Below are 21,411 nucleotides of genomic sequence, written 5' to 3' on the forward strand. Positions count from 1 at the left end.
ATCGTGCGCAGATCTTCGTCGATCGTGCGCAGATCTCCGTCGGACGGGCGATGGAAGACCGCCGTGCGCACAGTCGGCGCGAAACTGCGCACGGTCGGCGGGATTCCGTGCCCGATCGCGGGGTCGGCATCTCGTGTCCGACGCCGGCGGTGGTGGCCACCCGCATCTCGCACACCCGCACCACTCCGATCCGCCACGCGTTCGTCTACCGGAGCGCGTCGTGGCTGATCGACATCGATCACCTGCCAGCCCCGGCAAAGCCGTTGCGCCCCTTCGCCCGCTTCGATCCCGCCGATCACTTCCCCGAGACACCGACCGCGGGTCAGACCCTGCGTGGTCGGCTCACCGACCATCTGACCGCCGCAGGGGTCATCCCGCCCGCCGGTCAGGTCGTAGCCCTGCTCTCGCCACGGGTCGCCGGCTACGTGTTCAACCCGCTGAGCGTGTTCTGGTGCCACCACCCCGACGGGACCCCGGCATGCGTCGTCGCCGAGGTGCACAACACCTACGGGGAACGACACACCTACGTCGTCACACCCGACGACGACGGCCATGCCCAGGTGGACAAGGAGTTCTACGTATCGCCGTTCAACGATGTGAGCGGTACGTACCGGCTTCACATGCCCCCGCCGACGGCCGACGGCCGGATCGCGGTGTCGGTGACCCTGGAACGTGACGGCCACGATCCGTTCGTCGCCGCCCTGTCGGGTCGTGCCCGCCCGGCCCGGACCGACACAATTCTGGCGACCCAGCTCCGCACGCCACTCGCGCCGCTGGTCGTCGCCGCCCGCATCCGCTGGCACGGAATCCGGCTGTGGCTCGAGCACCTGCCGGTGATCCGCCGTCCCGACCACCCCCACGCCACCACCATCTCCACCGCCTCCGGCCGGAAGGAACGACGATGAACGCCCCGATTCGCAACTTCCCCAACGACTTCCCACCCGACGAGGCGGCCCGTTGGCCCGACATCGCCCGCGTTCCCGACGGGCCGACCGTCGCCCTGCGGAGCTCGGCCGCGGCATGGCTGTTCCGTCACGCCTCGCGGCGCGTGGACGTCCGCGTCGAATACCCCGACGGCGAGTTGTCGGGACTGCGGAGCTCCGGCGTCCAGCCCCGGATGATCATCAGGCGCCCGGAGGCCTTCGCCCGTCGCGTCGGCGCCGACGGTCTCATCGGATTCGGCGAGGCCTTCATGGCCGGGGACTGGACCACCGACGACCTCGTCGGCGTCCTCACACCGTTCGCCGCCCGGATGGCACATCTCATCCCGCGACCACTTCAGATCCTGCGATCCGCGGTTTTGCCGAGCCAACCGCGTTCCGAAGAGAACACGGCCACCAACACGCGCTCCAACATCGCGCGGCACTACGACCTCTCCAATGACCTGTTCGCCACCTTCCTCGACGACACGATGACCTACTCGAGCGCACTGTTCGACGGTCTGACCCCGGGCACCAGGCCGCCCTGGTCGGACCTCGCCGACGGGCAGCGACGCAAGATCGACCGGCTGCTCGACCTCGCCGGTGTCGGCCCGGGTAGTCGTGTCCTCGAGATCGGGACGGGCTGGGGTGAACTGTGCCTGCGTGCCGCGGCCCGTGGCGCCGTCGTCCGTTCGGTTACGTTGTCCGTGGAGCAGCAACAGCTGGCCCGGCAGCGGGTGGCCGACGCAGGCTTCGCCGACCGCGTCACCGTCGATCTCCTCGACTACCGGCAGGTCGACGGCGAGTTCGACGCGGTGGTCTCGGTGGAGATGATCGAAGCGGTCGGCGAGAAGTACTGGCCGGTGTACTTCCAGACCCTCGACCGGGTCCTGGCCCCCGGCGGCCGCGTGGCGATCCAGGCGATCACCATGCCGCACGACCGGATGTCGGCCTCGCGCAACACCTACACCTGGGTGCACAAGTACATCTTCCCGGGCGGACAGCTGCCGTCGCTGCGCGCTCTCGATTCGGTGACACGGCGCCACACCGACCTCCGGCTGGTCGACGTCCGCGCCATGGGCGACCACTATGCCGAGACGTTGCGGCTGTGGCGCGAACGGTTCGTCGGCCGGCACGACGACGTCGCGGAGCTCGGTTTCGACAACACGTTCACGCGGATGTGGGAGTTCTATCTCGCCTACTCCGAGGCCGGCTTCCGATCCGGCTATCTGGATGTTCACCAGCTGGTGTTCGCCCGCGATCGCGAGCAGCGGGACAGGCGATGATCTCCGGACTGCACGGCTGGGCCGCCTTCGGTGTGATCACCGGCGCTTCCCTGATCCTGCTCGCCGTCCTGCACGGGGTGACGATGGCGATCGGTCATCGCATCGGTCGTTACAACGTCGTCGACGTCGCGTGGGGGCTCGGATTCGTCGGGATCGCCGTGCTGTCGCTGATCCTGGGCCCCGGCGACCTCGGCCGCCGATGGTTGCTGGCGGTGCTGGTGACCGTGTGGGGTTCACGACTGACCTGGCACATGTACGTGAAGTCCGCAGGCAAAGGCGAGGATCCGCGCTACACCGAGTTGCTGTCGCGCTCCGGCGGCGACGGGCTCGGCGTGGTGGCCCGCAAGATCTTTGCCACCCAGGGCATCTCCCAGTGGTTCGTCTCCCTCCCGATCCAGGTGTCGGCAGTGGTCGGAGGCACCGAGGGGATCTGGATCGTCGTGCTGGTCGTCGGAAGCGGGTTGTGGGTGCTCGGCGTGGCCTTCGAGACCGTCGGCGATGCCCAGCTGCGCCGGTTCAAGGCCGACCCCGCCAACAAGGGCGAGATCATGGACCGTGGGCTCTGGTCGTGGACCCGGCACCCCAACTACTTCGGCGACGCCGCCGTGTGGTGGGGCCTGTGGCTCGTCGCGGCGAGCGCGTGGCCGGGAGTGCTGACCGTGCTCTCACCCGTCGCCATGACCTACTTCCTCGTGTACGCCACCGGGGCACGACTACTGGAGGAATCGATGAGCCGCCGGCCCGGTTACGCCGCCTACCAGGAGCGGACGTCCTACTTCCTGCCCCGACCACCTCGGCGGACAGTGCCATGACACCGCTCCAATCGTTGAGGCCCCGGCACCGTCCGGATAGGCTGATCGACGATGACTACGGAGCACTCGCGGTGACTGCTGATCCCGCATCCGACGTCGCCGCGCTGCCCGCGCTGCTCGACAGGATCGGATCGGGGGATGCCGATGCGTTCGCCCGGTTCTATGACCTCACCTGCGACCGCGTGTACGGCATGGTCCTGCGCGTGCTGCGCGACCCCGGTTACAGCGAAGAGACCACGCAGGAGGTCTTCCTGCAGGTGTGGCGGTCGGCGCGATCCTTCGATCCCCAGGCCGGTTCGGCACTTTCCTGGCTGATCACGCTGGCTCATCGCCGGGCCGTCGACCGCGTACGCTCCGAATCCGCGGCCACCCGCCGCGATGTCGCATACGGCCTCGAGGACACCCGCGCGAGTTTCGACCAGGTCGTCGACGCCGTGGCCACCCGGGAGACCACACGCGAGGTGGTCGGCTGTCTGGAGACCCTGACCGACGTCCAGCGTCAATCGGTGGATCTCGCTTACTACCACGGTCTGTCGTATCGCGAGGTCGCCGAGCGCCTCACCGTCGCGCTCCCGACCGTGAAGTCGAGGATCCGAGACGGTATGAAACGGCTGCGCCGGTGTCTGGGGGATCGCGATGCCTGACGACGAGCTCCTCGACCTCGCGCCCGTGGTGGGCCTGAATGCCGTGCACGGCGCCGAACTCGATGAGGTGACCCGGGAGGCCGACAGCGCATCCCCGATGATCCGCGACGAATTCCACCGGCAGGTCCAGGCCACGCGCGAGGCGATGGCCAGGGTGAGTGAGGCGACCGCGGTGTCTCCCCCGGAGACGCTGCGCGAGCGCGTCCTGGCGGCTGCCCGTGCCGAGGCCACTTCCGCGCAATCGGGCCCGTCCCCCGACGACCAGACCCCCGCGGCCGCGACGGTCACCCCATTGCACAATCGACGACGCCGCGCCGCCTACCTCGCAGCCGCAGCAATCGTGGCGATCGCGGTCGGAGCGATCGGCTGGGTCATCGGCGCAACGTCTGACACCGAACCCACCCGACCCCCGACGGCCGAGCAGGTGTTCGCCGCGACGGACGTCCGCACCTCGTCGGGCGACGTCGCGACCGGTCGCGCCACCGTCACGTACTCCCCGTCCGAGGACGCCGGGGTCCTGGTGATGAACGATGTGCCCCCACCCCAGCCGGGCACCGTCTACCAGATGTGGCTGGTCGGCCCCGACGGCCGGACGTCGGCCGGCACGATGACCGACAAGGACGTCGCACCGTCCACCACCGCGGTTCTCAAGGACCTCGGCGACGCAACCACATTGGCGTTCAGCGTCGAGCCGCCCGGTGGTTCACAGCAGCCGACCGGCCCCTTCGTCGCGGAGCTCCCGCTGAGCTGACCCTTGCCCCCCAGGGCGAAGCGACTCGTCACGGCAACTTCGCCCGGATGGCATCGATGGTGTCCGCCTCTGCGGCCGTCTTGTCGGGCCGGTAGCGCACGACGCGCGCGAATCTCAACGCCACTCCACCGGGATAGCGCGAACTGCGTTGCACGCCATCGAGTTCGATCTCGACGACGATTTCCGGACGCAGATACACCGTGTAGGAGTCACGACGCGTCTCGTGGCGCGGGAACTCGTCGGTCTGCCATTGCAGCAGCGCATCGGTGAGACCTTTGAAGGTCTTGCCCACCATGACCGGCGGGCCGCCGTCGGGATCACGCGCCCCGAGATGCAAATTGGAGAGGAAGCCCGTGCGTCGTCCGGAACCCCATTCGGCGGCGAGCACCACGAGATCGAAGGTGTGCACGGGTTTGACCTTCTGCCAACCCTTTCCGCGCCGACCGGCCGCATACGGACCCGCCAGCGACTTCACCATCACACCCTCGTGACCGGCGGCGAGTGCCGCGTCGAAGTGCTGTTGCGCCTGCGCGACACTCGGATCGGTCACCGACGGGATCCGCAGCCCCGGCGCGACCGACGTCAGCGCCGCCAGCCGGTCACGCAGCGGTCGGTCGATGAGGTCGACCCCGTCGAGGTGCAGACAGTCGAAGAAGAACGGGCGCAGCACCCCGGCCGGATCGTCGCCGAGATCACCCGCCGAACCGAACCTGCTCATGGTGTCCTGGAAAGGCCGCGGCCGACCGTCGGCGTCGAGCGTCAGCGTCTCACCGTCGAGGATCACTGTCTCGCAGGGTAATTCGCGGACGACGGCGACCAGATCGGGTACCGCCTCGGTGATGTCGCGCAGGGTGCGGGTGTACACCGAGACCTCGCCGCCACGACGATGGACCTGGATACGCGCGCCGTCGAGCTTGAAGTCGACCACCAGGTCCGGACCGAGCGATGTCACCGCGTCGGCGAGCGAATCAGCGGGGGTGGCGAGCATCGGGGCCACCGCGCGACCCACCTGCAGGCCGACGTCGGACAGCGCCTGCGCGCCGCCATGGACAGCGAGCGCAGCGGTCTCCGAGAGCGAGCCGGTGAGCATGTGGGCACGACGGACCAGGTCGAGCGACTGCCCGGACGCCGACGCGATCGCGTCCACCATCACCCCGGCCAGCGCCCCCTGCCGGAGTTCACCGGTCATCAACCTGCGGAGCAGATCTTGTTCGGATTCGGTTGCCGAGCCGAACAATTCGTCCAATAATGCGCGCCGACGGGCGACCGATCCCGGTCCGGTGGCGGTGGACAGGCGCGTGAGCAGGTCGTCCACACCGGCCACGGTGAGCGTCGGATCGGTCGCCGGCGGGAGTTCCAACGCGACCAGCGAGCGCCATCCGACACCGAGGCGCCCCTGCGGGATCGCCCCCGACAGCCATGCGACGACGGTGGGGATCTCGTCGGCCGAAGCGTCCCCGAGGAGCGCGCCGAGCTCTTCGGTCTTCTTCTTACGAGACCGGGTGGCGGTGACGGCGCTCGACGCCTCGACGACACGGGACAGCTTCATCGGCGATGACGTTACCCGCACAGATGACACCACAGCGGGCGTCCGCGACGAATGACGTCACGAAGGCCCGCTGTGGTGTCGGTTGTGTCGCGCTCGGATGAACAGATCGGGCTGAAGAGCAGTGCCGGTCAGCTTCCCCGCTTGATCCACTCCTCGAGATGCGGCGATTCCGCGCCGACGGTGGTGCCGTCACCGTGCCCGGTGTGGACCTTCGTCTCGGGATCGAGCGTGAAGATCTTCTCCTGGATGGATGCGATGATCGTCGGGAAACTCGAGTAGCTCCGCCCCGTCGCGCCAGGTCCGCCCTGGAACAGGGTGTCACCGGAGAACAGCACGCCGGCCTCCGGCGCGTAGATCACCGACGAGCCCGGTGAGTGTCCCGGTGTGTTGATCACCGTCAGCGACGTGCCGGCCACCTCGATCTGTTGACCGTCCTCGAGATCCTGATGCGCCACGTCCGGGTGCGTCTCGTTCCACAGCATGTCGTCGCCCGGATGCAGCAGGATCGGCGCGCCCGTCTCCTTCGAGAGTTCGGGCGCGACGGTGATGTGGTCGTTGTGGCCGTGGGTGAGCACGATCGCCTTCACGGTTCGGTCACCGACCGTCTCGAGGATCGGCGCGGCACTGTGCGCGGCGTCGATGATGATCACCTCGTCGTCGTTGCCGACCACCCAGATGTTGTTGTCGACGTCCCAGGTGCCGCCGTCGAGCGAAAACGTACCCGAGGTCACGACATTGTCGATGCGCAAGTCACTCATGCCTTCAACTCCACCACCGATCGCAACACCTTGCCCGCCTCCATCGCCGAGAACGCGGCCTCCACATCGCCAAGGCCGACACGCTCGGTGACGAATTTGTCGAGCGGCAACCGGCCCTGCTCGTAGAGATCGATGAGCATCGGGAAGTCACGTTCGGGCAGGCAGTCGCCATACCACGACGACTTCAATGCTCCACCGCGGGAGAAGAAGTCGATCAACGGCATCTCGAGCGTCATCTCCGGTGTCGGCACCCCGACCAGCACCACGGTGCCCGCCAGGTCGCGAGCGTAGAACGCCTGCTTGTAGGTCTCCGGGCGACCGACCGCGTCGACGACCAGATCCACACCGTTGCCATCGGTCAGATCTTGCACCGCGGCGATCACGTCATCGACCTCGGCACCGTTGATGGTGTGGGTCGCGCCGAGGCCCTCGGCCCACTCCAGCTTGGCCGGATCCCGGTCGATCGCGATGATGGTCGTGGCCCCGGCCAGCCGTGCACCCGCGATCGCCGCGTCACCCACACCGCCGCAACCGATCACGGCGACCGAGTCGCCACGGCCGACGTTGCCGGTGTTCATCGCCGCGCCCAGGCCTGCCATCACGCCGCATCCGAGCAGCCCGGCGACGGCGGGGTCGGTCTCGGGATTGACCTTGGTGCACTGCAATTCGTGGATCAGGGTCTTGTCGGCGAACGCTCCGATTCCCAGCGCCGGCGTCAGTTCGGTGCCGTCGGTCAACGTCATCGGAACACTCGCGTTGAAGGTGTCGAAGCAGTACCACGGCCGACCGCGCTTACAGGCGCGACACTGACCGCACACCGCACGCCAGTTGAGCACCACGAAATCTCCGACCTCCACGTGCGTGACGTCGGAGCCGACCGACTCCACCACACCCGCGGCCTCGTGGCCGAGCAAGAAGGGGTACTCGTCGTTGATGCCACCCTGCTTGTAGGCAAGGTCGGTGTGGCACACCCCGCACGCCTTGATCGCCACCACCACATCCCGCGCGCCCGGATCCGGGATCACCACGTCGACCAGTTCGGTCGGCGCTCCCTTGCTGCGTGAGATGACTCCCTTGACGGTCTGCGACATGCGCTGCTTTCCTTCCGCGACTGCGTTCTCGATGTGATCGGAACGTCGGCATCAGCCTAACGACGAGGCAACATCACGTCCACCCAGAGTGGACGGCGTTTATCTACATGATTGAGCTCGTCGCCGTTCCGATTCCCTCGCATGCAGCCTAGACAAGTGTCCAGGCGATGCGCCACATGTCAGTTGAGCGCATCGAGGAGCTGCGCCTTGGTCATCGACGAATAGCCCTTGACGCCCTTCTCCTTGGCCTGGGTGCGCAACTCCGCGACGGTCGGACCGCTCCGACGTGCTCGCGGCGTCGGGTGCGTGGAGGCCTTGGCCGCCGGCGCCGCTTTGGCGGCCGCCGATTTGGCAGGGGCGGTCTTCGGCGCGGGTTTCGCCGGGGTCGACGGCTTGGTCACCGCCTCCGGCACCACGGCGGGCCGCGGGGCCGGTTTTTCCGTGACGGCAGGCTTCGCGGACCCGCGCTGGCCGATCAACCTCAAGACCTCGCTGCGCAGCGACGCGACATCGCTGTCGGCTTTCTTCAGCCGCTTCTTGGCTTCCTTCTCCACGCGGGACAGTTCCTGCTGCAGCCTCTCGACCTCTTTCTCGAGGCGCCCGATCAACTTCTGCTTCTTGCCCATGTGTCGTCCCTCTCCGCTCCGGCTGTCTTCCAACCCTAGAACGAAACCGGCACTTCGGGCGTCAACCTGGCCTTTCGATATCGATTCTCAGCAGAGCGCATGTGCCGGGCGCGAACGGTGGCGTTGCCTGCCTGATTCGCCAATTTTCCACCCCACCGGGGTAGCCTCGAAAGCAGGCCCTCGGTTGAGAACACAGACGAGACCATGATTTCGAAGCTCTGTTTCGATCATCAGAGGAGGCAGCCATGCCAGAACGCGACCCCGGACCTTCTGTCAAGGACGACGAGCTGTACGAGGAGCTGCGCGACGAAGGCAACTCCAAGGAGAAGTCCGCCCGGATCGCGAACGCCGCCGCCAACGAATCCCGCTCATCGGTCGGCGAGAAGGGTGGCGCGTCCGGCTCATACGAGGACTGGACCGTCAACGAATTACGCGACCGTGCAAAAGAACTCGATCTCACAGGTTATTCGGACCTGAACAAGGACGAGCTCATCGAGGCGTTGCGGAACCACTGAATCCGTTGACCGCGGGCGGCGTTCGTCAGCCAGGCAGCAGGCCTGCCCGTCGAGCGATGACGACCGCCTCCAGTCGCGTCGACGCACCGAGTTTGCGCATCGCGTCCTTCATGTAGCCCTTGGCGGTCTGCACACCGACGCCGATGGTCTCGGCGATACGGGCGTTGCTGTAGCCGAGCGCCGCCAACGACAACACGTCCTGCTCCCGGCGTGTGAGCGTGGCTCCCGGACCGGCCGTCGAGTCGATCAGCGACTCGGTGATCAGGTCGAGTTCTCGCGTGAACGCCGGGTCGTCGACGTTCTGTGCCAGCATCCGCAGCCGGGCGTATGCGTCGGTGATCCGGTCGCGCAGCGCACTCACCTCCGGGACCGCCGCCGACGACTCCACGGCGGCACGGGCCGCGACGATCTGCTGTTCGAGTGCACGCGCCTCCATGGCCAGCACGTCGAGAGTGCGGTTTCCGATCGGGTCGTCGGTGTGCAGCGCGCCGTACAGAACCGCAACGGGGGTGCGGTCGACGATCACAGGTGCCGCGGCCATCGCACGGAGTCCCTCGGTCGCGATGATCGTGTTGTAGCGATGGGTGATGTTCGGGGTGCGCAGATAGTCGTCGACGGCGACCGGGCGGCTCACGCTGACGACCTTGCCGCCGAGACCGTGCCCGACGTCCACCGACACTCCGGCCAACGCGCCGATGGTGTTCCCGACGAAGTGCTCGAGGCGCACACTCCGTTGCCGTGTGCCGACCGCCGGTTTGACCATTCCGGCAAACGCGAGTGACACCCCACTTGTCCGGCGGACGCGGCGCAGCGCATCTGTGACCAGCGTCGATTCGCTCATCGCAGCCTCCAGGCGTCTCGGCGTCGACCGACCATCTCGGCGCGACCCCTCTTCGGGGGGTGTTCGGAATGCACCTCCACCGGGGACAATGTGACCCAGCTTACCCGTGGGCCGGATCCGATCCGACCCGCTCGTTCCGCCCCCGGCACCGACAGAGGTTCACCATGACGCAGACCGCTCCCACCCCCGCCGACCACGCCTCGGTCACCGCGACCATCGACGCATGGCTCACCACCTTCGGCGCCGACGACGCAAACGCCGCCGAACTGCTGGTGGATCGCCACGATCGGGCCGCCGTCGCCTTCACCACCATCGAGGTCGACGGCGATGATCTGGTCACCGTCGACCTCACCTACGGCGAACTCGCCGATTCGTCCAAGCGATTCGCCACCGCGCTCGCCGAGGCGGGCATCGGTCGTGGCGACACCGTCGGCGTCCTGATGGGCAAGCGCGCCGAACTCGTCGTCGCACTGCTCGCCATCGCGCGACTGGGCGCCGTCTACATCCCGCTGTTCACCGCCTTTGCGCCGCCGGCCATCGAGATGCGTCTGACGGCCGGTAAGGCACGCGTGGTGATCACCGAGCCGAGTCAGGCCTCCAAGCTCGACGGCGTGGACGGCATCACCACGATCGTCGCCGGTGAGCAGTTCGACGATCTCGTCTCAACCAGCGCGCCCATCGCCGAGTCGGTGGCCGTCGGCGGCGACGACGCGCTCATCTTGCTGTTCACCAGCGGAACCACCGGCGCACCCAAGGGCGTCCCAGTGTCGGTACGCGCGCTCGCGTCGTTCGCCTGCTACATGCACTACGGCCTCGACGTCGCCGCGGACGACGTGTTCTGGAACGCCGCCGATCCCGGCTGGGCGTATGGGCTCTACTACGGCGTGCTCGGCCCGCTGTCGCTCGGTCGCCGGAATCTGTTGCTGCACGCCGGCTTCTCCCCCGAACTGACCGCGCGCATCATCCGGGAACTGGGTGTCACGAACTTCGCCGCCGCTCCGACGGTGTACCGGTCGCTGTCGAAGGACCCGTCGTTCACCGGCTTCACCCTGCGGCGCGCGTCGTCGGCGGGTGAACCGCTGACCCCCGATGTGATCGAGTGGGCGAAAACCGCTCTGAACACCGAGGTGCGTGATCACTACGGGCAGACCGAACATGGCATGTTCATCAACAATCACTGGCACCCCGACGTCGCCGAGCCGCTCGTCCCCGGCTCGATGGGCAAGCCCATGCCGGGCTTCGCGGCAGGCATCGTCGACGGCCAGATCGCCATCGACGTGGCGCAGAGTCCACTGATGTGGTTCACCGGCTACCTCGACGCGCCGGACAAGACCGCCGCGCGTTTCACCGACGACAAGAAGTGGTACCTCACCGGTGACACCGGCCGGATGGACGAGAACGGTCGCTATTTCTTCACCGCCCGCGACGACGACGTGATCATCATGGCGGGCTACCGGATCGGCCCCTTCGACGTGGAGAGTGTGCTGATCACGCATCCCTCGGTGCTGGACGTCGCCGTCGTCGGGCGGCCCGATGAACTGCGCGGCGAGGTCCTCGAGGCCTTCGTGGTACTGGCGGAAGGAGTCTCCGGGACCGACGACCTGGAGAAGGAACTGCAGCAGCTCGTGAAGACCGGATTCGCGGCGCACGCCTATCCGCGGACCGTGCACTTCGTCGATGCCCTCCCCAAGACGCCGAGCGGCAAGATCCAGCGCTTCATCCTGCGCAAGCAGGAGTGAACCAGCACCCTTCCCGCCGATCGAGTAGCCCCCGAGCGAAGCGAGGGCGCGTATCGAGATCCCGCCGACCGTGGTTTCGGACCTACCCGTGAACATCGCGGACCAAACCTGTCCGCAATCGGCCATAACGTTGTCTTCAGCACCACACCGCAAGCACCGACAACGAGAGGCACCATCATGGCCGGCACCTACACCCCCGTCGCACTCCCGTTCACCGTCGCCGGTGAGAAAGAAGATCTGCTCACTCTGCTCGCCGATCAGCGGGCGCTCTTCAAGGTCACCGTCCGGGGCATCACCGAGGAGCAGGCCCGCAAGCGGACCACGGTGAGCGACCTGACCCTCGGCGGGCTGGTCAAGCACCTCGCGCTGGGCGAGCAGAACACTCTCGAGGAGCTGCGCGAACGCGACGAGACAGCCGAGTTCGACATGACCGAGGCCGAGCACGCCTACGATCTCACCGACGGCGAGACGCTCGCCGGCTGGCTCGACGAATACGACCGTGCGGCAGCCGAACTCGACGAATATGTCGCGGAAGTCGGCAGCCTCGACGAGCTGATTCCGCAGCCGACCGCACCCTGGCAGCCCGAGCGTGAGTGGTGGACGATCCGGAAGATGATGCTGCACAAGCTCCGCGAGACCGCGCATCACTCGGGTCACGCCGACATCATCCGCGAGGCCCTGGACGGGCAGTCGACGATGGGCGCCCTGTTCACCATGCCCGACGCGTAGACCGCTGAGGGACTAACGCGGCACGATGGCGTTGCCGAGAGCGACCTGCGCCTGCACGCGGGCGTCGTCGAGCGTCATCGCGCCGCGTTCGACGAGACCGACCGCACCGATCACCAGCATCGCGAGTTGTCCGGACGCGAACACCGGGTCGAGTCGCCCGTCGATCTCCCCCTGCTGCTGAGCTCGTCGGATCGCCCGGACCACCGGCGCTGTCGCCCTGGCCTCCGCTTCGAAGAGGCCGGGGTCCGTGCGTCGATACATCAGGATGAACCGGTAGCGCTCACCGATGGTGATGGCGTCGTCGAGGTACGCGCGCAGAGCCGGGACGACCGGCCCCTCGGCGGGCAGCTGCGACGACAACGCGGCCGTGTCGGCCAGCACCGCCTCGTGCAGCGCGGTGAGCAACTGTTCGCGATTCGTGAAATGCCGGTAGAGGGTGGCGCGATTGACGCCTGCCGCCTGCGCGATCTGTTGCATCGACGCATTCGGCGACTGACCCAGTAGCGCGATCGCCGCGGCGACGATCGCGGTGCGATTGCGTTCGACGTCCGCCCGTACTTGCGCAGCGACAGTCACCGGAATAGCGTACATGCAACACCGATGTCGCATTTCGTGCCGACAAGGGTGGCAGTCCAATCGCTTTCCTGCAGGGGTCGGGGCCGCATGACAGCAACGCAGCGCACCACGAGCCGAGCCGATTCGGACCTCGAGGATCCGGTGATCGTCGTCGGGGGTGGGCTGGCCGGACTCGCCACCGCGGTGTGGCTGGCGCGCGACGGCGTGCCGGTGGCCCTGGTCGAGAAGCGTGGCCGACTGGGTGGCCGCACCATGTCGTTCGAGCTACCGGGCGACGACCAACTCGTCGACAACGGACCACATCTCTTCGCCGGCTTCTACGATGCCCTGCTGTCCTACGTGGACACCGTGGGCACTCGCGACGAGTTGCTCTGGGATATACCACCGTTCGCAATTCGAACGGGTCCCGATCGGCTGCACGGATTCGACGGCGGGCCCTCGTGGCTACCGCTGCCGTTGAGCCGCGCCCTCGGCGCGTTCTGGATGGCGCGGCTCCCCATACCGATGCTCGACCGACCTGCGGCACTGCTCGCCCTGTTCCGCATCGCCCGTGCGGCCGCGTCACCGTCGCCGGACCTCGACCACCTGACCGCCGCCGCGTGGTTGCGGAATATCGGCGCACCGCGGTCGCTGCGGAAAATACAACTGGATCAGCTCGTGATCGGTCTGCTCAACGAGAAGCCCGACCGGGTGTCGGCGTTCACCTTCGTCCAGACGTTGCATGTCGGTCTCGAGCGCGCTCTCGCGGGCAACCCACGCAGCATGGACGCGATCTGGCCGCGGGTCTCCCTCTATGACCTCTTCGTCGCGCCCGCCGTCGAGTATCTACTGGACCGCGACGCGACCATCATCACCGGCAAGGCCGCCATCGACGTCGAGCTCGCCGACGACGGTGTCACGGCCGTGCAGCTCACCGACGGCCGCGTCCTTTCCGCATCCGCGGTGGTGCTGGCCATTCCGCCCTGGGCACTCACCACCATCCTCGACCGAAGCGCACTCGGCTCGCTCGAGCATTTCAGCCAGGTCCGCAAGATCGAGGCGGCACCGATCTCGTCGGTGTACGTCTGGCTCGATCGTCCACTGGGCAACCGGCGCCTGGCCGAGAACCTCCGCGACTGCACCATCGAGTGGGTCTTCGACGTCGGGCAGATGCAGGGGCGCGCCGACCATTGCTACGCCCTCGCGGTCAGCGCTTCCCGCGACGTGTTGCACACACCGCACGACGAGTTCGTCGACATCGCCCTGGATGCACTCCGCACGAACTATCCGGCCTTCGCCGAGGCCGAGGTCCTGCGCGCACAGGTCATTCACCAGCCGCAAGCCACATTCTCCGCACAACCGGGCTTCGAAGAACTACGGTTACCTTCACGGACCCCCGTCGACGGGCTGTTCCTCGCCGGCGACTGGACCGACACCGGTCTGCCGTCGACGATGGAGGCTGCGGTCGACAGTGCACAACGGGCGGTCGCGGATGTGCTTGCCCACGTTCGTGATCGACACGGTCCGTGATCGTTCCGCGGTGAATGCGGAACTCGACGAGGAGGTCCCGGTGAACGAGCCCGACACAACCAGCATCGGATCGGGCGCCGACGGCGCCGAGCTCCACGACGTCATCATCATCGGCGCAGGACTCTCCGGCATCGATGCCGCCTACCGGTTGACCGAGTCGGACCCCACCACCCGCTACCTGGTCCTGGAGCGACGCGAGCACATCGGCGGCACCTGGGACCTGTTCCGCTATCCCGGCATACGCTCGGACAGCGACATCTTCACCCTGAGCTTCCCCTTCGAGCCGTGGCGTCGACCAGAAGCCCTCGCCCAGGGCGCAGACATCCGTGACTATGTCACAGCGACGGCGGCCAGGCACGGAATAACCGAACACATTCGGTTCGGACACCACGTCCGCTCTGCCGACTGGGACTCGAGCACCGACACCTGGACGATCGCCACCTCGGCGGACGGCACCGAACAGACTTACCGATGCCGGTTCGTCTACTTCGCCACCGGGTATTACGACTACGACGATCCCTACCGACCGCGGTTCGCCGGGCTCGACGACTTCGCTGGCACGGTCGTGCATCCGCAGCACTGGCCGGAAGACCTGGACCACTCCGGCAAACGGATCGTCGTGATCGGGAGCGGCGCGACCGCGGTGAGCCTCATCCCGTCGCTGGCACGCACCGCCGAGCACGTCACGATGCTGCAGCGGTCGCCGTCGTATATCGCTTCGATGTCACAGCAGCAGCGAATCAATCCGCTGATCCGGAAGCTCTTGCCCGCCAAGGCTGCCCACAAGGTGATCCGCGCCCGCTACGCGGCGCAGACCGCCGCCATGGTGCACGGGATGCACCGGTTCCCGAAGGTCGGGCGTAAGCTCCTGCGTTCGGGCGTCGCCAAGGAACTCCCCGACAATTACCCGGTCGATGTGCATTTCAATCCCCGCTACGATCCCTGGGATCAGCGCATGTGCATGGTGCCCGACGGCGATCTGTTCGCCGAGATCACCACCGGCCGGGTGGAGATGGTGACCGATCAGATCGATCGGTTCGACGCGGGCGGCGTCACCTTGCAGTCGGGGCGACACCTCGATGCCGATCTCGTCGTGACTGCCACCGGTCTGCAACTGCTGGCGTTCGGCGGCATCCGGATTCGTGTCGACGACGCCGAGATCAAGCCGCACGATCGCTTCGTCTTCAAGAGCCATCTATTGGAGGACGTCCCCAATCTCGCATGGTCGGTCGGTTACACCAACGCATCCTGGACTCTGCGCGCGGACATGACAGCGCGAGCGGTGGCGAAGCTGTTGCGCTACATGAACTCCCATGGCTACACCCATGCCTACCCGCATCTGGGATCGGAATCGATGGGGTCCAAGCCGTTGTGGGATCTCAAGGCCGGTTACGTGGAGCGCTCACCAGACGCCCTGCCGAAGTCGGGCACCAGAGGGCACTGGGCGGTGCGCCACAACTACTACCGTGACGCGATCGACCATCGCCTCGACGATGTCGAGGACTCGATGGTGTTCGGCCGGGCACCTGCGCCTGCCTGACTCACCCCTCGATCCGGAACACCCGGCTGTGCCAGCCCGTGGCGCCGTCGGGGATCGGTGCCACCCGCTGTTCGGGTTGGGTACCGCCGGCCGCGTCGGTCGCGCGGCAGTGCAGAGTGTGCTGCCCCGGAGTCGCATCCCACTCCCAGGTCCACTGGCGCCAGGTGTCGACGGAGTACTCGGTCGCAAGCGTGGCGGGCTGCCATGGACCGTCGTCAACGCGCACCTCCACGCCACGCACGCCGCGATGTTGCGCCCATGCGGTGCCGGCCACCACCACCCGCCCGGCGGGTTGTTTTCGACAGTGGTGCAGGACGGTCGATGCGCGACGCGGTCTTGATCGGCGCCCGCACCCCCCAGCCACGCTTTGTCCAATAGGCCTGTGCGCGATCGAATCTGGTGATCTCCCAATCGACGACCCACTTGCATGCCGACACGAACCCGTAGAGTCCGGGAATCACCTGCCGGACCGGATAGCCGTGTTCGATTGGTAACGGGTCGCCGTTCATGCCGATCGCCAGCAACGCGTCCCGGCCGTCCGTGATCGCCTGCAGCGGCGTACCGGACGTCCACCCGTCGATGCTGGTGGACAGGAGCATGTCGGCGCCGGATTGCACACCAGCGCGATCGAGGATGTCGCGCATCGGGAAGCCGAGCCATCGCGCGTTTCCCGCGAGATCGCCGCCGACCTCGTTGGACACGCAGGTCAGTGTGATGATGCGCTCCATCGTCGGCATCGACATCAAGTCGTCCCACGAGAGCGTGATCTCTCGATCGACCATCCCGTGGATCCGCAATCGCCAGTCACGGGTGCTCAGCTGGGGGACCTGCAGGGCGGTGTCGATCCGGTAGAACGTCCCGTTTCCCGTGACAAACGGGGTCACGCCATCGACGGCCACCTCGGTGCCCGGCGGGATCGGGGCGGCCACCGATGAAACCTTCGGCAGGACCTGGCGCATCCGCTCCGCGATCACGCCGCCCGTGCGTGCCACGTGTCGAGCGACCAGGACCGAAGCGGCCGAGGCCACTGCGAGCACCCCGACCGCACCGGCGAACTGTCGGCGCGACCATCCCGCCCTGTCGGGGCGCTGATCAGGACCGCCCGCAGAATCGGCGGAACCGCCCGAACGGGGCCGCGCACCGCGGCACAGCACCACGAGCACGAGACCCGACACCAGTCCCGAGACAAGCGGCGGCAAAACGTACGACGGCTCGAAGGTCGGGCGGGTCACCGCAGCCAGCACACCGAAGGCCGCGAACAGCACGACCACCACGAGACCCAGCGGGGGGCGACGTACCTGCAGGAATCCGGCCACCACCGCGAGCAGGGCGATCACCGCCACCATGCCGAGCATCAGCGCCTGCTTGTCGTTGGTGCCGAAGGTCTGGATGGCGAATTCCCGCGCGAAGGCGGGCGAGTGGTCGACCATGAACGCGGCCACGGCCTGATATGGCGATGAGAACGGGGACACCGCCAGCGCGACGAGTTCGCCAGACGCCACACCACAGCCGACGGCGACGAGCCCGGATATGCCCCCACGCACATACTTTTCGGTACTGGCGCGCATGAGCATCCTCCTCGCACAACAAGTCTCTCGGGACTTGTTGTTCATCAATAGTCACCACCTATTCGGTGGAGTCGGATGCACGGATTGGTCGCGGCGCTCGGCGGCGGCAGCCAGGCTTGGGAGGCAATCGCAAAACTCACACCCATCCGGAATCATGTCGCCAGCGAATGACTCGATGAGACCTGCCGGGCGGTGGGTCCACCATCGACAGATTGGATCAATCATGGCGATCAAAGGAATGCAGCGCGCGGTGATGGCGGCCTCGGGTGCCGTTCTGGCAATAGGGCTGGTCGCGGGATGCTCGTCGGATGACAGTTCCACGACATCTGACTCGACCGCATCCAGCATGGCACCGATGAGTGGTATGGCCGGCGAAAGCGCTTCCGCCGCACCGGCAGCGATGGTCGGCTCCGGTTGTGCCGCCTACGCGCAACAGAATCCGACGGGCCCCGCCTCGGTCGACGGCATGGCGATGGCTCCCGTCGCCACGGCAGCGGCAGCAAACCCGATGCTGAAGACCCTCACCCAGGCGGTGTCCGGGCAGCTGAATCCGGACGTGAACCTCGTGGACACGCTGAACAACGGGCAGTACACCGTCTTCGCTCCCACCGACGACGCGTTCGCGAAGCTGCCGCCGGCAACCCTCGACAAGCTCAAGACCGACTCCGCGATGCTGACAGATATTCTTACCTACCACGTGGTTCCGGGTCAGATGACCCCGGATCAGGTCGGTGGTGAGCACAAGACCGTCGAGGGCAAGTCCCTCACCGTCTCGGGTTCGGGCAACGACATGAAGGTGAACGATTCGGCCGGCGTGGTGTGCGGTGGCGTCAAGACCGCCAACGCGACCGTCTACCTGATCGACACCGTACTCACACCTCCCGCCGCCTGATCGCGGACCTATCGGGTGCAGCACCGAGCGCCTCACGGCCTCGGTGCTGCCCCGCCGCTCCGACCAGATCAGCTGCAGTGAAAAGCTTTTCGACTCCAGCATCGCCTCCGGCGATCGAGAGGAGTTCGCCATGACTCTCGCCGACTTCGACGACGAACTCGAGGCCGCATGGCGCCGGTACCGGATCGACCTCGCCGATCACCTCGCGGGCCTGCGGTCCGGGGACGAGTTGGTCGTGTCGAGGATTCCAATCGACGGCAACAGCGACGCGCATCCGCTGATGACCTGTTCCCTCACCGCGTCCCGTAGGTACCGATGTCGCGTCCACGCAGACCGCCTCGCCGACGACGATCGACACCCCGCTCAGGTGCGCTTGATGGGCGACCTCGGCATGCGGTCGTTGCGGGGAGCCAACGGCGACTTCGTCATCGATTGCGGCAAGCGTCAGGTCGACAAACTCGCCGCGATCGTCGTGACGGCACTGCGCGAGGTGTGGGAGGTCATGCATCCGGTGTTCCTTCACCCGTCGTCGGGTGACACCGTCCCCGATGAGCCCGCCATCGAACTCGCCACCCTGGCCCACGACTCGACCCAGTTGCTGAGACTGGTCATCGACGCCCTGGAAGAACTCACCGGCGTCCCCGTCCACGTCGATCGGCACGGCGAGATCCCACTCCCGACCGATCCGGTCAAGTCGTGGCTGCGCCCGATTCACGACGTCGCCGCAATCGAGTGCTACACGATCCTCACCGATCACGTATCGGATTCCGGCGCTGCTGATTTCGTGGCCGCCAATGGACGTCGGTGGCCCGGCATCTGCCTGTCGGTCGAGGATGGCCGAGTCCACGCGTCGCATCGCGTCGAGTGCTCGGCCTTCCATCCGGCCAACCTCATTGCCGGACTGGAGATCTGGGACACCTTCATCCGAGAATCTGCGACCGAGATCGTATCGCGCTGTACTCAGGCGCGGCCACGACCTGCTCCCGCCGGATCAAACGCGGTACCGGCCGGCCTCGATGGCGTGCTGGACCTGGTCGACGATCGGTCGGAGCCGGACGGTATGACGATCGCCGCACTGTGCCGGTACGACGAAACCACCGTCCTCGAATACCTGCGCCACTGCGCCCAGCGGTCCAATCGATGCCGCGCCGACGAGAAGGCTTCCCGACAGATCGGCGATCCCGACGCGGCCGAGCGCCACGCCGAGGAGGCCCGGGAGTGGCGACACGTCATCCGTTGCCTCGGGACCGCGCTGCGAGCCCTCGATGACGCCCAGAACCACCGCAGGCCCGAGTCGTCGGGCCACGAACACACCACCTGACCGATCCGTGCCAGACCTCTCGGTCGGCACCACAAAGCCGGCCGCCCTTGCCCAGAGGCAAGAGCGGCCGGCTGTTCAGGTTGTCACTGCGGGGCGGGCGGTGGATCCCAGAACGCCACCTCGCCGTCGGGCATCGAGACGGCCCGGATCCCGTCGGGGGCGACGACGGACCACGCCTCGTATCGGCCGGTGGGGTCGCTGCCGATGTCGATTCGCGATCGGTCGTCGAGGGTCAGTGACAACGTCCCAGGGTGATCGACCGTCATCCTGTCGACGGATCTACCGGTCAGCGATTCGAGTGTGCTCGGCACTTCGTCCGGCGGAATGACCGCACCCTCCCCCGAGCGAACCGCGTCGTAGACCTCGAGCACGACGGTCCAGTCGAGATCGGTGCGGATGACGATTCGGTACGGCTCGATCACGACCTCGGAGATCGTCTGAGACCGGTCGGTGATGCTCGTCATTTCTGTGGCCATCCGCTGGGGACCGACGGGAACTGTCCATCCGGTCCGAAATCGTGGTGGGTCAGGTCCGGGCCGGTCGGTTTCAACTGCTGGTCGACTGGTTGTCCGTACTTGTTGTAGTACCGAACGTACCCGTTCGGGTGTTGCGGGGTGGGCTCCATGATCCGGATCGAGTTCTCGTCGCCCGGGGAACCCGGCGGACGCCACACGACTCCCTTTCCGTTCCTCGCCGGTCCGGCGACGTAGCCCTCCGGAACCTGCGGCGGGCGAGGGGCGCCCTGCTGCCATGGCCGCAGCTTCGCCGGCGCGGGGGCGGGCTTCTGGGCGGCGGGCGGCTGGGTCGGTCTGGCCGGTGCGGATTCGGGAGCCTTCGGCGCCGGGGCAGGTGCGGGCTCTGCCGGTGCCTTCGGAGCCGGCGGCTTCATCCCTGGAGGCTTCATCCCCGGGAGCGGGAAACCGCCACCCCGGGGCACCGGGATCTCGACGGGCGGCAGCTCGACGAACGGATTCTCGTTGTCGACGATGCCGTCGTGATCGTTGTCGACACCGTCCATGCCCGGACTGTCGAGTGGTGTCGCAGGCGGATCGTCCCGGTCCGGCGTGCGTTCCTCGGTGCGGCCGCTCTCGCCCGGCCGTCCATGCGAACTCCGATCCGGTGACGAGTCCGGACGGGCGAAGGTCTTCGGCGTGGTCTTGTTCGGGCCGCGGTTCTCGGACGGACCGGATGGACGGTCATTGCCCTTCCGCTTGTTCCCGCTGCGACCGCGGTGATCAGAAGTACTCGGCGCCTTGGTCTTCGGGGAGAACTTGTGCGGATCGCGATCCGGCTTCGCCGGTGATCTGTGGGGCGTCGACGGCTTCTTGGGGGCAGCCGGATTCGGCGGCTGCGCACCGGGAGACCCCGGCGACGAGGGCGACGGCGCATTGCTGTTCGGACTCGACGGCCCTGGCCGAGGCTTGATCTGGTGCGCCTCGCCGCCCCGGTTTCCCGGCGACGGGGCCTTGTTGTGGCCGCTCTTGCTGTTCCCCGACTGCGATGACGACGCTCCGCCACCCATGCCCTTGGTGGAGGCTGCACCGGCATGGGCCAGTGGGAGGACGGCGATGAGGACGGCGGCCACAGCGGTGACACAGGCGCCGATCAACGTGGTGATGGCTCTGGAAGATCGCATGTTGTCTCGACTCTCGCGAATGGATGGGTCGAGATGAATCTAGGTCGGCATCACCCTCTCCGAACCCCGTGAGGAACCAATTCGGCTCAACGAACGACGGCCGGGAAC

At 67.0% G+C, this 21,411-nt stretch carries 20 protein-coding genes and 1 pseudogene; 12 read left to right on the plus strand and 9 right to left on the minus strand.

From position 1 onward, the window contains the following. Positions 1-128: 128 nt before the first annotated feature. The 5 genes from OVA31_RS09620 to OVA31_RS09640 all read left to right on the plus strand — a co-directional run bounded on the left by OVA31_RS09620 (position 129) and on the right by OVA31_RS09640 (position 4,413). On the plus strand, positions 129-905 hold the full coding sequence (locus OVA31_RS09620) for a DUF1365 domain-containing protein (protein WP_420714206.1): 777 nt from the start codon (positions 129-131) through the stop codon (positions 903-905). After that, positions 902-2,206, plus strand: coding sequence for a class I SAM-dependent methyltransferase (locus tag OVA31_RS09625; protein ID WP_267630847.1), 1,305 nt, complete (start codon positions 902-904; stop codon positions 2,204-2,206). Before OVA31_RS09620 ends, OVA31_RS09625 begins: the two co-directional genes overlap by 4 nt. After that, positions 2,203-3,018, plus strand: a complete 816-nt coding sequence (locus OVA31_RS09630) for a DUF1295 domain-containing protein (protein ID WP_420714166.1) — start codon at positions 2,203-2,205, stop codon at positions 3,016-3,018. Before OVA31_RS09625 ends, OVA31_RS09630 begins: the two co-directional genes overlap by 4 nt. A 71-nt stretch (positions 3,019-3,089) precedes the next feature. After that, entirely contained in the window at positions 3,090-3,662 is a 573-nt protein-coding gene (gene sigK, locus OVA31_RS09635) for an ECF RNA polymerase sigma factor SigK (protein WP_267630848.1), read from the plus strand. Then, a complete protein-coding gene (locus OVA31_RS09640; RefSeq protein WP_267630849.1) occupies positions 3,655-4,413 on the plus strand; it encodes an anti-sigma factor in 759 nt (252 codons plus the stop codon). Before sigK ends, OVA31_RS09640 begins: the two co-directional genes overlap by 8 nt. A gap of 28 nt (positions 4,414-4,441) precedes the next feature. On the opposite strand, the gene OVA31_RS09645 is transcribed toward OVA31_RS09640, so the two are convergent. The 4 genes from OVA31_RS09645 to OVA31_RS09660 form a co-directional block, all read right to left on the minus strand. Continuing rightward, positions 4,442-5,962 (minus strand): ATP-dependent DNA ligase, encoded by a 1,521-nt coding sequence (locus OVA31_RS09645; protein ID WP_267630850.1) that lies wholly within the window; start codon positions 5,960-5,962, stop codon positions 4,442-4,444. Positions 5,963-6,090: 128 nt separating this feature from the next. Further along, on the minus strand, positions 6,091-6,720 hold the full coding sequence (locus OVA31_RS09650) for an MBL fold metallo-hydrolase (protein WP_267630851.1): 630 nt from the start codon (positions 6,718-6,720) through the stop codon (positions 6,091-6,093). Further along, positions 6,717-7,811 carry an S-(hydroxymethyl)mycothiol dehydrogenase gene (locus OVA31_RS09655; RefSeq protein ID WP_267630852.1) on the minus strand — a complete coding sequence of 365 codons (1,095 nt, stop codon included), beginning with the start codon at positions 7,809-7,811 and terminating at the stop codon, positions 6,717-6,719. Before OVA31_RS09655 ends, OVA31_RS09650 begins: the two co-directional genes overlap by 4 nt. Before the next feature lie 179 nt (positions 7,812-7,990). Further along, a complete protein-coding gene (locus tag OVA31_RS09660; protein WP_267630853.1) occupies positions 7,991-8,437 on the minus strand; it encodes a Rho termination factor N-terminal domain-containing protein in 447 nt (148 codons plus the stop codon). A gap of 245 nt (positions 8,438-8,682) precedes the next feature. On the opposite strand from OVA31_RS09660, the gene OVA31_RS09665 reads away from it, so the two are divergent. Then, positions 8,683-8,952 (plus strand): DUF7218 family protein, encoded by a 270-nt coding sequence (locus OVA31_RS09665; protein WP_267630854.1) that lies wholly within the window; start codon positions 8,683-8,685, stop codon positions 8,950-8,952. A gap of 25 nt (positions 8,953-8,977) precedes the next feature. Here OVA31_RS09665 and OVA31_RS09670 read toward each other — a convergent pair whose 3' ends face one another. After that, the gene (locus tag OVA31_RS09670; protein WP_267630855.1) at positions 8,978-9,793 is read right to left on the minus strand and encodes a helix-turn-helix transcriptional regulator; all 816 of its coding nucleotides are present in this window, start codon (positions 9,791-9,793) and stop codon (positions 8,978-8,980) included. A gap of 164 nt (positions 9,794-9,957) precedes the next feature. Between OVA31_RS09670 and OVA31_RS09675 the strand changes: the two genes are divergently transcribed. Both OVA31_RS09675 and OVA31_RS09680 read left to right on the plus strand, forming a co-directional pair. Next, on the plus strand, positions 9,958-11,532 hold the full coding sequence (locus OVA31_RS09675; protein ID WP_267630856.1) for an AMP-binding protein: 1,575 nt from the start codon (positions 9,958-9,960) through the stop codon (positions 11,530-11,532). 177 nt (positions 11,533-11,709) lie between these two features. Beyond that, positions 11,710-12,261: a DinB family protein gene (locus OVA31_RS09680; RefSeq protein ID WP_267630857.1), complete on the plus strand. Its 552-nt coding sequence runs from the start codon at positions 11,710-11,712 to the stop codon at positions 12,259-12,261. 12 nt (positions 12,262-12,273) lie between these two features. Here the strand turns inward: OVA31_RS09680 and OVA31_RS09685 are convergent, their stop codons facing one another. Next, positions 12,274-12,837 carry a TetR/AcrR family transcriptional regulator gene (locus OVA31_RS09685; RefSeq protein ID WP_267630858.1) on the minus strand — a complete coding sequence of 188 codons (564 nt, stop codon included), beginning with the start codon at positions 12,835-12,837 and terminating at the stop codon, positions 12,274-12,276. An 87-nt stretch (positions 12,838-12,924) separates the two neighbouring features. On the opposite strand from OVA31_RS09685, the gene hpnE reads away from it, so the two are divergent. Together hpnE and OVA31_RS09695 are read left to right on the plus strand one after the other, a co-directional pair. Then, positions 12,925-14,346 (plus strand): hydroxysqualene dehydroxylase HpnE, encoded by a 1,422-nt coding sequence (gene hpnE, locus OVA31_RS09690; protein WP_267630859.1) that lies wholly within the window; start codon positions 12,925-12,927, stop codon positions 14,344-14,346. A gap of 40 nt (positions 14,347-14,386) precedes the next feature. Beyond that, complete coding sequence (locus OVA31_RS09695; RefSeq protein ID WP_267631470.1) at positions 14,387-15,886, plus strand: flavin-containing monooxygenase; 1,500 nt, start codon at positions 14,387-14,389, stop codon at positions 15,884-15,886. A 1-nt stretch (position 15,887) separates the two neighbouring features. On the opposite strand, the pseudogene OVA31_RS09700 reads toward OVA31_RS09695, so the two are convergent. Then, positions 15,888-17,454: pseudogene (locus OVA31_RS09700) on the minus strand (molybdopterin-dependent oxidoreductase). A 223-nt stretch (positions 17,455-17,677) separates the two neighbouring features. Here OVA31_RS09700 and OVA31_RS09705 point away from each other — a divergent pair. Together OVA31_RS09705 and OVA31_RS09710 are read left to right on the plus strand one after the other, a co-directional pair. Further along, complete coding sequence (locus tag OVA31_RS09705; protein WP_267630860.1) at positions 17,678-18,346, plus strand: fasciclin domain-containing protein; 669 nt, start codon at positions 17,678-17,680, stop codon at positions 18,344-18,346. Positions 18,347-18,476: 130 nt separating this feature from the next. Next, positions 18,477-19,667 carry a TY-Chap domain-containing protein gene (locus tag OVA31_RS09710; RefSeq protein ID WP_267630862.1) on the plus strand — a complete coding sequence of 397 codons (1,191 nt, stop codon included), beginning with the start codon at positions 18,477-18,479 and terminating at the stop codon, positions 19,665-19,667. A gap of 83 nt (positions 19,668-19,750) precedes the next feature. On the opposite strand, the gene OVA31_RS09715 is transcribed toward OVA31_RS09710, so the two are convergent. Next, positions 19,751-20,131, minus strand: coding sequence for a DUF6188 family protein (locus tag OVA31_RS09715; RefSeq protein WP_267630863.1), 381 nt, complete (start codon positions 20,129-20,131; stop codon positions 19,751-19,753). Continuing rightward, positions 20,128-21,303 (minus strand): hypothetical protein, encoded by a 1,176-nt coding sequence (locus OVA31_RS09720; protein WP_267630864.1) that lies wholly within the window; start codon positions 21,301-21,303, stop codon positions 20,128-20,130. The genes OVA31_RS09715 and OVA31_RS09720 overlap by 4 nt, the downstream gene beginning before the upstream one ends. Positions 21,304-21,411 lie beyond the last annotated feature (108 nt).

The organism is Gordonia sp. SL306 (assembly GCF_026625785.1).
In the GTDB taxonomy this organism is placed as follows: Bacteria; Actinomycetota; Actinomycetes; order Mycobacteriales; family Mycobacteriaceae; genus Gordonia.